The sequence below is a fragment of the bacterium genome, assembly GCA_021372615.1.
Lineage (GTDB): Bacteria > Armatimonadota > Zipacnadia > Zipacnadales > UBA11051 > JAJFUB01.
Genome location: JAJFUB010000136.1, coordinates 15,113 through 29,381 on the forward strand (window position 1 = coordinate 15,113; position 14,269 = coordinate 29,381).

Below are 14,269 nucleotides of genomic sequence, written 5' to 3' on the forward strand. Positions count from 1 at the left end.
CGGCCTGTCGCGAGCCGAAGCCCGCGCGCCGGCGCTCAGTGCGATGCCGCGAGGGGCTCTCCTCATCCTCGCGGTCGTCCTGACGCTGCCGCCGGCCACCGCCGCGCCAACGCCCCCCGCCTTCGTCCCGTTGGTCATCGTCCTGAGCGGCATCCCCATGGAGAACGTGCGCGGGCTTGGCATGGCGGAGTGGCAGCCGGACACCAAGTGGATCGAGATCTGGAACCGTAGTCGGTGTGTCGTGGCGATCCGGGAGGGCCAGCGCCAAGCCCTCCGCATTCACTACCCGGAGCCCAACGAGCCCTTCCTGCTGGAGACAGCCCCGACGCGCTGGCAGGGCACATTGTACGTCCCCGTCTCGCTGGAGCGCGAGTTCGGCTGGACGGTCACATGGGACCCCGCCAAGGGCATGGTCACCTGGACCGGCGAGGAAGACGGGAAGCCCACCACCTTCACCCGTGTGCGCATGGACCTCCCCCTCCTGGCCGCGCAGAAGCATGACTTGGCGACGCTAAGGCGGCTGCTACGCGCGTCGCCGGAGATCGCCAAGGCGCCCTCGGGAGGCAACGAGTACACGCTGCTGCACTGGGCGACGGCGCGCGACGATCTGCCGGTGATGCAGGCCCTGCTGACCGCCGGGGCGGATGTGAACGCGCTGGCACGGCACAATGACTGGGTTGGGCCTCCTGCCGCCGACGAGTGCGGTGAGACGCCGCTGCACACGGCGGCGCGGGCCGGCCGTGTCGCGGCCGCGCGGTTGCTTCTGGCGCACGGGGCGTCGGTCGCCACACGGGACGATGAGGGCCTCAACACCCCGCTGCATCTGGCGGTGCTGGCCGGACGGGTGGACCTGGTGCGGCTGCTGCTGGAACACAGGGCCGATGTCGCGGCGCAGGCGCGGCTCGGCAACACGCCGCTGCACCTGGCCGCCCAGGCCGGCAACACCACGATCGCGGCCCTGCTCCTGGCAGCGGGCGCGAAGGCGACCGCGCGCAACGACGACGTCAGAGGCATGGCCGGCCGTGATCCGGGCAACGAGCCCATTCACCTCGCCGCCGGGACCGGGAACGTGGCGATGGTCAGCCTGCTGCTCCAGTACGGGGCAGACGTGAACGCGGTCGGGCAGTACTACTACACGCCGTTGCATCGCGCCGCCGCCATCGGCTCATTGCCACTCGTGTACTTCCTCCTCGCCCGCCACGCCAGCATCACCGCCCAGGACATGGGCGGCCGCACGCCCTTGCACTGGGCGGCGCGCAGCGGGCATGTCGCGGTGGCGAAGCTGTTGCTGAGCGTAGGGGCACCGGTGACCAGCGCCTACACGACGCCCCTGCACCTGGCGGCCGAGCAGGGGCGTCTGGCGGTGGCGAAGCTGCTCCTGGACCGCCGGGCACCGGTCAATGCGCAGGACGGCACCCACAAGACGCCCCTCCACCTGGCGGCCGAGAGCGGCCATGCCGACGTGGTGAAGCTGCTGATTGCCCGCGGCGCGAGCCTGACCGCTGAGGACTGTGACGGGCAGATGCCGCTGCACCGCGCGGTGGAGTACGGCCAGACCGCGACCGCCGTCGCGCTGCTCGGCGCTGGCGCGAAGCTCGAGTCGCCATCCCGCGATGGGGCAACGCCGCTGTATACAGCGGCCCTGTACGGACGGCTGGCGATAGTGAAGCTGCTGCTGGGGCGGGGCGCGGCGGTGGACGGCACAGGCGGCCACATCGGTACGCCGCTGATCGCCGCGGCGGATCATTGGAGCAGCCAGGCCGGTGAGCAGGTGTTCGCCCAGATCGCGGGCGCGCTGCTGGACGCCGGCGCCGACACGACGGCGCGGGATGGGGAGGACAAGACGGCGCTGCACTGCGCCGCGCGTCACGGCTACGTCGCGATCGCCCGGCTCCTGCTCGGCCACGGGGCCCAGGTCAACGCCGCCGACCGCATGGGCACCACGCCGCTGCACGAGGCCGCGACCACGGCGCAGACCGTGCTCGCGACGCTGCTGCTCGACCGTGGCGCCGATCCGGAGGCCCGCGACCGGCAGGGCCGCACGCCGCTCGACCTCGTAGGGGACAGTTCGGACTACCGGGGGCGGGCCCCCGACATGGCGCGGCTGCTCGTCGGCCATGGGGCGCAGCCGAGCCTGCATCTGGCGGCCTCGCTGTGGGACGCCGACACGATCCGCCGGCTCCTCGCCGCGGGCGCCGACGTCAACGCCCGCGATGGGCGCGGGCGCACGCCGCTGCACCGGGTGGTGGGTCTGGACACGCTGGGACGCGGGAGCGACCAGGCGGTCGCGGCCGTGCAGGCGCTGCTGGCCGCCGGGGCTGACCCGAACGCCAAAGACAAGGAGGGACGCACGCCCCTGGCGGTGGCCGGGCCGAGCACGCTGGAGTGCTTCATCCCCCTGCTGGAGGGCGGGGCCGACCCCAACGTGCGCAGCAGTTGGAGCAGCACCTGGCCCCTGCACATGGCGGTCCGTTTCGGCGGTCGTCATCTCGACATCGTCAAGGCGCTCGTGGAGCACGGCGCCGATGTCAATGCCACCAACACCTCTGGCCACACGCCGCTGGCGGAGGCGGTAGAAGGTGGCCACAAGGAGATCGGCGACTACCTGCGCGCGCACGGAGCGCACGAGTAGGCGCTACGGGCTGAGTTGCCCCCGCAGCCAATCACCGAGCAGCGTCGCCGCGTCGGCCTGGCTGCCCTGGGGACGGACGAGGTACGGCAAGTCCTGCCCCGTCGCGACCTCCAGCGCCCATGCTGCCCGCTCCTGCTCCTCGGCGGTCAGTTGCGTCTGGGCCACCTCGGGCAGCACTACGAAGGCGTCCCATTGCGCCACCCCGAAGCTGAGCGACCAGTTCAGCACCCACGTATAGCCGCGATAGAAGCGCGCGAAGTCCGGCGCCGTGGCCGCGGCCGGCACGGCGAACACGACCAGGTCGGGCTTGGGCAGCTCCGGATGGTCGCGCATTCCCATCCACCCCTGCGCTTTGGCCTGGGCCTCGATCTGCGCGACGGTCTGCCCCGCCGTCTCCCACTTCACGATCTCCAGTTGGGCCTGCGGGTACAGCGCCTTGAGCGCCGGGCCGATCAGCTCATCGTAGGGCGGCATGGCGACGACGCGCAGCGGCTGCCCCGCCTTCAGCTTCGCCAGCACGTGCGGCAGCCCCGGCAGCGGCCCCACCTCGGCCAGCGACACCTTCCGCCCGGTGATCGTCTCGGCCATGCTCTCGGCGAACAGCTTGTGCCCGCGCATGTTGGGGTGGATGCCATCGCTCATCAGGAGCGTGTACTGCCGCGTGTCCAGCATCGCGACGGCTTCGTAGATCGAGAAGCAGTCGGTAAGGGGCACGCCCAGGTCTGCCGCGACCTTGCGCACGATCTCAGCGTATGCGGCGAGCTTGCTGAGCTGGCGTGAGCCGTTGCTCTCGGTGATCCAGTTGGGCGTGCAGAGCACGACCTGGGCGTTGATCTCGCGGCACTTGCTGACCATCGTGCGCAGGTTGGCCTCGTAGGCCTCGGGCGTGTTGGCGACCACGTCGTTCATTCCGAACATGATGACCACGAGGTCGGGCTTGTGGCCCAGCACGTCCTTGCCCATGCGCGCCAGGCCGCTGGCGGTGTTGCCGCCGCTGACGCCGGCGTTGATGGTCGTGATCTTGGCCTGTGGGTGGACGCGCTGCAGGGCCAGGCCGAGCATCTCGGTCCAGGCGCGCCGCCCGCCCGAATGGTAGTACACACCGGTGATGCTGTCGCCGAAGCCGACGATCTTGACCGGGCGCTGGCCGGTTGCGAGCGAGGTGTTCAGTTCGGGAAACACGGTGGGATCTCCCTGGCAAAGGGTGGGCAGCAGTACGACGAGTGCGAGCACAGCCAAGCGGTAGATGGTCATGGGGCGAACTCCGGCGTCAGGTTGTCTCCGGTGCGGGTCATCCAGTCGGTCAGTGCGACACGGTGGCGCGCGCGTACATCATAGGTCTCCGGCCGGCCCGCGAGGTTGTGCAACTCGCCCGGGTCGCGCTGCAGGTCGAAGAGCTGCTCCCGGTCACCGTGGGCGTACACGTACTTGTAGCGGCGCGACATCGCCGCGCGGGTGTGGACGCCGCCGTGGATGTAGCCGTTGAACTCGGCGCACACGAAGTCGCGGCCCGGGTGCGCGGCGTCATGCAGCAGCGGCACGAGGCTCTCCCCCTGCGCGTGCGGCAGCGGCGGGAGGCCCAGCAACTCCAGCACCGTCGGCGCGTAGTCTACCTGTGACACGAGCTGCCCCCGCCGCCCCGGGGCCACGCCCGGGGCAACCAGCACGAGCGGCACGCCGATGGAGCGCTCGTACATGACGCCCTTCTGGTACAGGTTGTGGCTCCCGAGCATCTCCCCGTGGTCGCACGAGGCCAGCACGACCGTCTCGTCCGCACGTCCCGACGCCTCCAGGGCGTCCAGCACGACCCCCAGGCAGGCGTCGGCGAAGGCGACGTAGCCCAGATAGGCCGCCATGGCGCGGGCCCACTGCTCCCATGTCCACCCGCGCACGGATTGCGCGCCCGGGGTCTCGCTCACGGCTCTGGGCAGCTCCTCCATGGCCTCGCCATAGCCCGGCGGCGGCGTCATGTCTTGGGGCGCGAAGAGGCTGAAGTAGGGCTCGGGCACGAGGAGCGGCGGGTGCGGCGCGGCCAGCGAGCACCACGCAGCGAAGGGGCCCCCGGCGGGCGTCGCGCGGATGAAGTCCGCGACGCGCCGGGCGCGTAGCATGTCCGGATGCTCAGACAGGGGCTTGGTCCACACGGCCGGCACGGGGATGCTGAAGCTCCAGTCGTGCCAGCCGCCGCCATCCTTGGGTGTCCGCACAGCGGCCCGCTGCTCGCCCTCGCGGCCGCCCTGCGCCACCAGCATCTCCACATGCTCGCCGTACGGAAAGCTGCCGGAGTTGAACAGGTCATACTCGGCGCTGCGGTCGTCCTCGGGCCGCCGGTTGACGTGCCAGACGCCGTCGTACGCGACGTGGTAGCCGGCGTCCAGGCAGCGGTCGATCCATAGCTCCTCCCCGGCGTGGAGTGTGTCGAGGCCCTCGCCGAAGCTCGTGGCGCCGTGGGCGTGCGGCCAGCGCCCCGTCATCATCGAGGGGCGTGTCGGCACGCACAGGGGCGTGGCGCAGTACGCGCGGTCGAAGACGACTCCGCGACCGGCGAGTCGTTCCCACGTCGGCGTGGGCACCGGGCCGCCGTAGGTGGGCAACGTCGCCCGCTGGAGCTGGTCGCACAGCAACACGAGCAAGTTGTGGGGCATGTCGGGCATGGCTCGGCTACACTCAGCGCAGTGGGGCGGCCGGCGGATCAACTCCGCTTCGGCACCCGCCAGTTGGCGTACCAGATCGAGTCCTCGCTCGGCGGGGCCTGGCCGTCGGCCAGTTCGGTCATGGCGCGGAAGTCCCCGAACCGCGGGCGGACCTCGTCCTCCCAGAGCTGCTCCACCTCATCGAACGTCAGCGGCTTCCGCGCGGGCTGCACGCGGTCGTACTCCGCCAGCAGCTCCTTGCCCTTCGCCCCCAGGTTGGCTGCGATGTTGGCCACCACGGCCTCGCCCCGGCGGCGGCTGGTCTCGTGGGCGTTGTCACCCATGGCAAGGTGCGGGCCCGGCGCTTCCCGGTCCGGCAGGCGCGACAGGTCCACGCAGTCGGGGTCGGTCGCCCACAGATAGGCCGTCTCGATGCTGCCGCCGTGGCAGAAGTCAGGCAGGAACTCCTCATCCAGCACGCCGTAGTCGAACAGCAGCTCCAGGCGCGTGGCGAAGTGCGGCTGCAGCAGGTCGCGAAAGACGGGGAAGTCCGGGCAATGCGGCCCGGCGTGGCCCGAGAAGACGATGGCGGCATGGAAGCCCAGCATGTCCACGGTGCGGATGTGGTACAGCATGTTCTTGAAGAACATCCACGGCGGGATGGCGGTGACCCACGGCCGCGCCTCACCGACACGAGCGAAGGCCCACGCCCCGCACACGCCCAGCTCGTGAATGTGCCAGTAGTGCGGCGGCGCGACAATGCCGCCATGCTCGCGGGCAGCCGCCACGGCCGCCCCCATGGGCCGCAGCAGGTCCATGCCCAGGGCGTTCTGCGGGCCGTGCGGCTCGCACAGACCGTAGGGCATGTACACCAGCGGGCACGCTTCGAGTGCGGCATTCAGTTCGTCCGGGAACATGCGCTCCCAACGTACTTCACGTCTCATCACACGACCTCCATGGCCTAGCTATGACCCAGTGCCGGCGTCTCGCCGGCAACAACGGTCGCCCAGTGCCGGCGTCTCGCCGGCAACGGCGTTCCGGGTCTTGCCCTGGCCGGCGAGACGCCGGCACTGAGCGGGAGGGGGGCGCCGGTCGCGGTCGGTGACCGCTCCCACGCCAACTCCCGCACGAACCCCCACACGCGAACTCCCACGCCAGACCCAGCGCCAGACCCAACGCCGCTCCCACGCCCACCCCAACGGTGCAGAGCACTAGAGCATGCACGCCGCGCCGGTGGGCACCGTGAGGCGGTCCGCCTCGGGTGGGCCCCACGATCCCGCGGCATACGGATGCACCGGCAGGTCCGCCGCCAGCAGCGGCGTGAACAGCCGCCACGCCTCCAGCACCTCGTCAATCCGCACGAACAGCGTCTGGTCGCCATGCAGGATGTCCAGCAGCAGCGCCTCGTACGCTTCGGGCAGGCGCGGGAAGACGTCCTCGTGGCGGAACTTCAGCCCCTGGGTCTGCACCTGCAGCAGGTCACCCGGCTGCTTCACCTCAAACCGCAGCTCGAAGCCCTCATTCGGCTCGATGGTGATGACGAGGGCGTTGGCCGAGATGGCGGCCTCGGGGAAGTGCTCGAACATCGCCAGCGCCGGACAGCGGAAGTTGACGACAATCTGTCGGGCGCTGGCCGCCAGGCGCTTGCCGGTGCGCAGGTAGAACGGCACGCCCTGCCAGCGCCAGTTGTCCAGGCGCACCTCCAGCGCCGCGAAGGTTGCCGTTGACGAGTTCGGGGCGATGCCCTCACCCTCGCGGTAGCCGGGCACGGGCTGCCCGCCGATCTCCCCGGCGCCGTACTGCCCCAGGACCACATGGCGCGGGTCCAGCGCGCGGATGCTGCGCAGCACCTTCGCCTTCTCATCGCGGACCGAGTCGGCGTCCAGGGCCACCGGGATCTCCATGGCGACCAGCGATAGCAGTTGCGCCAGGTGGTTTTGCATCATGTCGCGCAGCACGCCGGTGCGGTCGTAGTAGGTCGCCCGCCCTTCGGCGCCGCCCTGCTCGGCCACGGTGATCTGCACGCTGGCGATGCGGTCGCGGTTCCACAACGCCTCGAAGATGGAGTTGGCGAAGCGGAAGACCAGGAGGTTCTGGACGGTCTCCTTGCCCAGGTAGTGGTCTATGCGATAGGTCTGCTCCTCGGTGAAGTGCCGCTTGATGGCGGCATCCAGCTCGCGCGCGGAGTCCAGGTCGTGACCGAAGGGTTTCTCGATGACCAGCCGCGTCCAGCCCGGGCTGTGGTTCAGCCCGGCCTCGCCGAGGCGCTGCACGGTGGCGCTCAGGCTCTGCGGGGGGATGGCGAGATAGAGGACCCGGTTGCCGGGCAGTCCGTGCTCGCGCTCGAGGTCCTCCAGGCGCCGGGCGAGTGTGGCGAAGGCCTCGGGGGTCTCCTCGCCGAGGCTGTGGTAGTGCAGGCAGTGCCCGCACCAGGTGCTCCCGAGGCTGCGCTTCTCCAGGCCGGCGGCTCCCAGCACCTCGGCGGCCCACTGGCGATAGCTCTCATCGGTGAACTGCGCTCGCCGCGCCACGCCCAGGACGTGGGACGGGGGGCCGATATGCCCCTGGTCGGCCAGATGCCACAGGGCCGGCAGCAGCTTCGTGCGCATCAGATCGCCGCTGCCGCCAAAGGCGACGAAGAGGTGGGGGTCGGCGGAGGGGCTACTTGCCATCCTCGCCCTCCCGTCGCACCGCATGGCCGCCGAATTGGTGGCGCATCATCGCGAGTATCCGGTCTGAGAAGCAGCGGTCGTCACGCGAGCGCAGCCGCTGCAGCAGGGCCAGCGTGATGACCGGCGCCGGCACATCCAGCTCGATGGCCTCGGCGGCGGTCCAGCGCCCCTCGCCCGAGTCGGGCACATAGGGCGCGATGTCGCACAGGTCGGCATCCTCGGCGAGGCCCTCGGCCACGAGGTCCAGCAGCCAGGAGCGGATGACGCTGCCATGGCGCCAGGTCTCGGCCACGGCCCGTAGGTCAAGCCCCAACTCCTGCCGTCGCTCCATGATGGCGAAGCCCTCGGCGATGGCCTGCATCATGCCGTACTCGATGCCGTTGTGCACCATCTTGGTGAAATGGCCCGCACCGACAGGGCCCAGGTGCGCCCAGCCCCGGTCCGGGGCCGGCGCGAGGGCCTCAAGGATCGGCCGCAGGGCCTCGACCGGCTCGGGCGCGCCGCCCACCATCAGGCTGTAGCCCTCCTGCAGGCCCCAGACGCCGCCGCTCGTGCCGACATCCACGAAGTGCAGGCCCTGCTCCCCCAACTCCGCTCCCCGCCGCATGGAGTCCTTATAGTACGAGTTGCCGCCATCAATGAGGATGTCGCCGGCGGCGCACATGGTTGCCACCTGCTGCAGCATGTCCTCCGTCGGCTCCCCGGCGGGCACCATGACCCAGACCGCGCGCGGCGGCGTCAGTGCGGCAACGAGGTCCTCGAGGCTGTAGACCGGCGTGATGCCGCGCGCGGCCGCCTGGTCTACGGTCTGGCGGCTGCGGCTGGTCCCGATGACCTGGTGTCCGGCGCGCAGCAGCCGCTCCGCCATGTTGCCCCCCATGCGTCCCAGCCCAACCATGCCCAGTTGCATAGCGACCTCCTCCGGTGACCTCCCTCGCCCCAGATGATTGTCCGCACAGGTGCGTGGCACCTGCGTCGCCACGCCGACTGAGGCGGCCGTCCAGGCAGGTGCGACCCCTCGCTCCGGCCAACTAGCCTGCCCAGGAGGGATGGACATGAGTGATGACGCGCCGCTGCGTATCCGGCCGTACCAACTGGCCTGCCTGGTCTGCCGGGCGGGCAGCGAGGAGGCGCCCCCCACCGATGATCGCGTCGCCGAGCTGGGGCGGCTCATCCGCGAGCACCCCGACACGCCGCTGATGCTGTGCGCCAACATCGGCGATGCCTACGGGTGGCAGGACCCCGGCCATGCCGAAGACACGCCCGAGGGCGTGGACTACAACCGCAAGCGCGATCTGGACATCCTGCAGCGACTGGACCTCGCGCCCGGCTCCGTGCTGCCGGCGCGGGTGCTGCTCAAGCGCTTGCTGTTGTGCCTGCCCACGGTCGCCGGCGTCTGCGGCTATGACACCGTGACGAGCCCGGCGTGGCAGGGCTGCGCCCGGGCTCACAGCGGCGACTACGAGCGCGGCGTGGCGCAGGGCTTCGCGCCCCACATCCCGGCGCGCCCGGAGCCCGAGATGACCGCCGAGAAGACGCGGTCCCTCGCCGCTCTGGAGGACGCCGAAGTCGTGCGCATCCGCCCGCATATCCTCCTGTGCGCCGTCTGCCAGTATGGCGGCGGCACCCGCCCGCCGTTCAAGGAGGACAACCTCCCGGAGTTTATCCAGAAGGTGCTGGCTGGCTGGGACCCACAGGTGGAGTTGGTGCCCGGCGCCGACTGGGACATGTGCGCCCCCTGCCCCCACCGCAGCGCCGAAGGGTACTGTGTGACCGGCCGCGTCAGCGGCGCCGGTGTCTACAACGAGATGAAGGACCTCGAGGTCATGCAGGTGCTGGGGATGTCGTACGGCGACCGGATGCCGGCCCACGCGCTCTTCCGGCTGATCTTTGAGCGCATCCCGACCGCCGACGGCGTGTGCGCCCTGACCAAGGTGGAGTCGCCGCTCTACTCGGTCTGGCGCGATGGCTGCAGCAACAACACCTTCCCCGGCCCCTACGAGAAGGGCCGCGAGCAGCTCTGGGAGACCTTCGGGTGTGAGGGAACGCCGTAGGGGCAGGGCAACCTGTAGGGCGGGGGCTGGTACCCCGCCGACCGTTCGCCTCGTGCCATGCGGGGCGGGGTACAAGCCCCCGCCCTACAGCGCAGGTGCCGCCGACCCGCGTGCTGAATCCGCCGTGCAGCGTCACTGACCAAGTGAGAGGAAACTGCCATGTCCAGCTTGACCGTTGGGTTCGCCGCTACCGATATCACGCCCCCCCTGGGCTTGCCGATGGCCGGCTACGGGTCGCGCGATGAACTGTCCCAGAGTGTCACCGATCCGCTCTCAGCCCAGGCCCTCGTCTTGCAGTCCGGTGACACAACCTGTGCCGTGATCTGCACCGACCTCATCGGCCTGGAGGCCGACTTCGTTGCCGATCTGCGCGAGCGCACCGTCGCCCTGTCCGGCCTGGACGCTGACCATGTCATGGTCTGCTGCAGCCATACCCACTGGGGGCCCGTTGTCACCGGCGGGAACTACCTGGCCGACAAGCTGCGCCAGGCCGTGTCGGCGGACTACCGCGCTGACCTGCTCGAGAAGCTGGCCCAGTTGGTCGTCCAGGCGCAGGCGGCGCGCGTGCCGGCCGTGGCCGGCTGGGGCAGCGGCTTCGCCGACGGCATCAGCTTCAACCGCCGCCAGGTGGGGCCGGACTTCCTGACCGACATGCACCTGGCACTGGAACCCCCCATGGCAGCCGTGGCCACTGAAGTGGGCAATGACCTGGCCCTGACCTGGGAGGCCGGCGAGCACATGGGGCCGCGCCTGAGCGAGCCGCTCGACGAACTGGACGGCAACCGCGTTGGGCCGGCCGATGCCGAGGTCCCGGTCCTGCGCTTCGACAAGGCCGACGGCACGCCCCTGGCCGCCCTGGTCAACTTCGCCTGCCACGCCGTCTGCGGCGGAGGCGACTTCTACGGCTATTCGGCTGACTACGTGGGCTATGCCCGCGCGGCCTTCGAGGCCCTCACCGACTGCCGGATGCTCTTTGCGGATGGCTGCGCCGGGGACCAGGTGCCGCGGTGGCGCCAGAACGACGCCCGGCAGCGCGTGGGCAAGTCCCTGGGGGCCGAGGCCGCCAAGGTGTGGCTCGGCGTGGACGAGCGCACAGGCGACGTCCCGCTGGCCGTCGCCAGGCGCGATGTCTTCATCCCCCTGAACCCCAGGATACTGCCGCTGGAGGAGGCCCAGGCGGCCCTCGACGCCCATCCCGAGCCGGAAAGCAACAAGGCCGTGTGGGAGCGCGAGATGCTCAACCTGGCCACCGAGACCCGGGGCATGACCGAGGGCTACCCGGCTGAGATCTGGGCCATGCGCGTGGGCGACTGCGGCCTGGTCACCCTCCCGGGCGAGGCGCTGACGGAGTTGGGCCTGCAGATCAAGCAGCGCTCGCCGTTCCCGGTCACGCTGGTCGTCAGCCTGGCCAACGGGTGCATCGGCTACCTGCCCACCGACAACGCCTGCCGTGAAGGCGGCTACGAGCCGAGCTGGAGCCCCGTGGGGCCCGGCACCGAGCGCGTGCTGGTGGATACGGCGGTGGCCCTCCTGGAGGAGTTGGCGTGATACCGATCCGCCGCGCGCCGCAGGTGCTGCTGGGTGTGCTGCTGGCGGCCGGGGCTGTTGCTCAGCCGGCGCCCGACCGGTTCGCCACGGTGGCCGAGATGTGCGCGGCGGCGGACCTCAAGCCCGGCGCGGCCATCGTCGTGGCCGGCTACCGCCAGCCGGAGGACGGCGGCGGGGGGAGCTTCCGGTACGAGGCCACCTCGCGCGCAGAGCCGGACGGCGGCGCGGTGCTCGCGCATGTGAAGCTCCCGGGGCGACTGCTGCGGGTTGTTGACCCTGAGGAGGATGCCTACGCCGAGTGGTTCGGCGCGTACGGCGACGGCGACAGCGCCACGCCCCATGCCGATCAGGACGCCATCAACAGGTGCCTGCGGGCGTACGGCCGGGTCAAGCTGCGGGCGGAGACCTACGGGGTGCGCGGCCGAGCTGAGCCTTACAACCCGAACCTGACCTTCGGCGCCATTGATCTGGGACCGTACTACCACATCGTCGGCTCAGGCCGCGATCGGACGAAGATCAAGCTGCTGGACCAGACGAACCCGCACGGCTCGCCCGGCGGCAGCAACTACTTCATCATGCTGTATAATCGCGCGTTCCATGAGAGCGCCGACCATGTCGTCATCCGCGACCTGACCATAGACTGCAACTTCGACCACCAGGACAAGCAGGCGACCATCCACTGCGTCGGCATCCGGGGCGGTGGCGCGCTGCTTGAGCGGTTGAACCTGCGCGGCTACGGCACCGGGCGCCAACGGCCCGAGGGCTACACCCGCGAGTGCTTTGCGGTACACCAGACGCTCGTGTACAAGGCGCCGGGGAGCTGCCGCCGGGCCGCCGTGATGCGCGACCTGGACTTCACCGGCTGCGGCCACAACGGCGAGGTGGGCAGCCCCGTTGGCGAGATCACCCATCTCGCCCTCGGCGGCGCGGACAACTTCGACAACCATAGCTGGATCATGCCCCAGGGCAAAGACCCCGAGTGGGACCCGGCCAACGGCGGCGAGAACGCAAACAACTGGTGGCCCAGCTACGGCGGGCTGGTGGAGAACTGCGTCATCCATGACGAGGCCTACGACCCGCCCATCCAGCAGAGCCCGCTCAACGGCATCACCTACGGCGACTGCATCGGTCTGACCATCCGGGGCAATCGCGTGGAGAACTGGGAAGGCTGTGCCGTCTTCACGATGAGCTGGTGGAACCAGGACACCACCATCGTGGACAACACCTTCAGGAATGTCACCATCGGCATCGCGCTGAACATGGCGGGCGAGAAGGGTCAGCCGATCCAGTGCCCGCAGCACCGCGGCGTGCTGGTGGCGCACAACACGATTGAGCTGGGTTCAGACCCGGACGCCCCCTGGGGCATGTGCGGTGTCAGCCTCTACGGCGCCGACATGCCGGCCACGCTGCGCATGCAGGGCATCCATGTGCGTGAGAACACGATCAGCGGCCGGGCCCATCCCGACCGCAAGGGCAACAGGTCGTGCCCCGTCGGCATCAAGATCCAGATCCTGCGCCCGGTGTACCACGACCTGCGGATCGAGGACAACGTCCTGGACCTCCCGGACTACGTCGAGGGCACGTGGGCGCCGCCGGAGCCCAACGGCCTTGCACTGATGTACTACCCGCTGGCACTGTGGGACGAGGCAGTCAAGCAGGGGCACGTCGTCTTCCGGGGCAATCGCAGCCAGGAGGGGAAGCCGCTCTACCCGGCGCTGGTGGACTGGGACTTCAAGCAGCCGGCGAAGCGGGGGAGGATGCCGGTGCAGTGAGGGCGACAGGCCCCGCGGCTCACTCAAATGCCCGCCGCCTGACCTGGTCGAAGGGGAAGCGGTCGCCGGGGCAGGCCGTCGGAGCGTAGTCGCGGTGGCGGTGCAGGTGCCGGGGCCGGAAGCGGTACTTGCGGATCAGTTGCTTCAGGAGCCGGTCCAGCGCGTCCAGTTGTTCGCGGCTGGGCGCCATGGAGCCATGCTCGCCGTGCGGGTTGGCGCTGGAGCTGAAGTTGCCGACCAGGCAGATGCCAAGCTGGTTGTTGTGCCCCAGCGTGTGGCTGCCACTGACTTCCTCCGGCCGCCCGGGCTGTACGGTGCCGTCGCGCAGAATGAGATAGTGATAGCCGATGTGGTAGGTCCGGCCGCCCGCGGTGGTGCTGAAGCCCCGACGGGCGTGCTCGCGCCCGATGAACTCGGCGTCCACGCGCTGACCCTCCACTATGTCAGGGGTGGCCGTATGGTGTAAGATGATGCCGGCGGGGTGGCGCTGCCAGGGCCGCCGCCAATCCAGGTTCAGTCGCCCGGAAAGCCCCGCCAGCAGCAGGTTCAGCAGGGCCGCTACCAGCAGCGCAAAGGCACACCCGCGCGAGAAACGCGGGATGGGGGCCGGTTGGTCGAGTCGCTGCCGTACGCGCATCATGTCTCACATGGAGTTGCCCAATGGTGTTCCCTGCCGCGGACGGACCCGTCACCAGGCCCGCGCCGGCCCCGACCGGGGTGCGCTTGCCGGTGACCCCGCGCGCCCTGATCGTGGGCGTGATCGGCGCCGCCATCGCCTGCTTCGTCGTGTCCTGGGCCGAGTTGGTCGTCACCAGCATCCAGATTGCCATCTGCCAGTTCGCGCCGGCGGCCATCGGCCTGCTGTTCGTCCTGGTGCTGGGGAACCTGCTGGTGCGCAGCGTGGCGCGCCGCTTGCGCCTGCGTCCCCACGAGATCATCGTCATCTACCTGATGATCC

The 14,269-nt window shown here is 70.2% G+C and carries 11 protein-coding genes; 5 read left to right on the plus strand and 6 right to left on the minus strand.

The window, feature by feature from the left end:
- The first annotated feature begins 43 nt into the window (after nt 1–43).
- Nucleotides 44–2,632 carry an ankyrin repeat domain-containing protein gene (locus LLH23_20100; GenBank protein MCE5240771.1) on the plus strand — a complete coding sequence of 863 codons (2,589 nt, stop codon included), beginning with the start codon at nt 44–46 and terminating at the stop codon, nt 2,630–2,632.
- A gap of 3 nt (nt 2,633–2,635) precedes the next feature.
- Here LLH23_20100 and LLH23_20105 read toward each other — a convergent pair whose 3' ends face one another.
- The 5 genes from LLH23_20105 to gnd all read right to left on the minus strand — a co-directional run bounded on the left by LLH23_20105 (nt 2,636) and on the right by gnd (nt 8,847).
- Nucleotides 2,636–3,886 carry an SGNH/GDSL hydrolase family protein gene (locus tag LLH23_20105; protein ID MCE5240772.1) on the minus strand — a complete coding sequence of 417 codons (1,251 nt, stop codon included), beginning with the start codon at nt 3,884–3,886 and terminating at the stop codon, nt 2,636–2,638.
- Complete coding sequence (locus LLH23_20110) at nt 3,883–5,286, minus strand: sulfatase-like hydrolase/transferase (GenBank protein ID MCE5240773.1); 1,404 nt, start codon at nt 5,284–5,286, stop codon at nt 3,883–3,885. Before LLH23_20110 ends, LLH23_20105 begins: the two co-directional genes overlap by 4 nt.
- Before the next feature lie 38 nt (nt 5,287–5,324).
- Nucleotides 5,325–6,209 carry a creatininase family protein gene (locus tag LLH23_20115; GenBank protein ID MCE5240774.1) on the minus strand — a complete coding sequence of 295 codons (885 nt, stop codon included), beginning with the start codon at nt 6,207–6,209 and terminating at the stop codon, nt 5,325–5,327.
- 267 nt (nt 6,210–6,476) lie between these two features.
- Entirely contained in the window at nt 6,477–7,937 is a 1,461-nt protein-coding gene (gene zwf / locus LLH23_20120) for a glucose-6-phosphate dehydrogenase (GenBank protein ID MCE5240775.1), read from the minus strand.
- Nucleotides 7,927–8,847, minus strand: a complete 921-nt coding sequence (gene gnd / locus LLH23_20125) for a decarboxylating 6-phosphogluconate dehydrogenase (protein MCE5240776.1) — start codon at nt 8,845–8,847, stop codon at nt 7,927–7,929. Before gnd ends, zwf begins: the two co-directional genes overlap by 11 nt.
- A gap of 145 nt (nt 8,848–8,992) precedes the next feature.
- On the opposite strand from gnd, the gene LLH23_20130 reads away from it, so the two are divergent.
- The 3 genes from LLH23_20130 to LLH23_20140 all read left to right on the plus strand — a co-directional run bounded on the left by LLH23_20130 (nt 8,993) and on the right by LLH23_20140 (nt 13,311).
- Nucleotides 8,993–9,991: a hypothetical protein gene (locus LLH23_20130; protein MCE5240777.1), complete on the plus strand. Its 999-nt coding sequence runs from the start codon at nt 8,993–8,995 to the stop codon at nt 9,989–9,991.
- A gap of 159 nt (nt 9,992–10,150) precedes the next feature.
- Nucleotides 10,151–11,539: a hypothetical protein gene (locus LLH23_20135; GenBank protein MCE5240778.1), complete on the plus strand. Its 1,389-nt coding sequence runs from the start codon at nt 10,151–10,153 to the stop codon at nt 11,537–11,539.
- Complete coding sequence (locus tag LLH23_20140; GenBank protein ID MCE5240779.1) at nt 11,536–13,311, plus strand: right-handed parallel beta-helix repeat-containing protein; 1,776 nt, start codon at nt 11,536–11,538, stop codon at nt 13,309–13,311. Before LLH23_20135 ends, LLH23_20140 begins: the two co-directional genes overlap by 4 nt.
- A 19-nt stretch (nt 13,312–13,330) precedes the next feature.
- Here LLH23_20140 and LLH23_20145 read toward each other — a convergent pair whose 3' ends face one another.
- Nucleotides 13,331–13,951: a peptidoglycan recognition protein family protein gene (locus tag LLH23_20145; GenBank protein MCE5240780.1), complete on the minus strand. Its 621-nt coding sequence runs from the start codon at nt 13,949–13,951 to the stop codon at nt 13,331–13,333.
- A 20-nt stretch (nt 13,952–13,971) separates the two neighbouring features.
- Here LLH23_20145 and LLH23_20150 point away from each other — a divergent pair.
- Nucleotides 13,972–14,269: hypothetical protein (locus LLH23_20150; protein MCE5240781.1), on the plus strand; the 298-nt coding region annotated here is incomplete at its 3' end.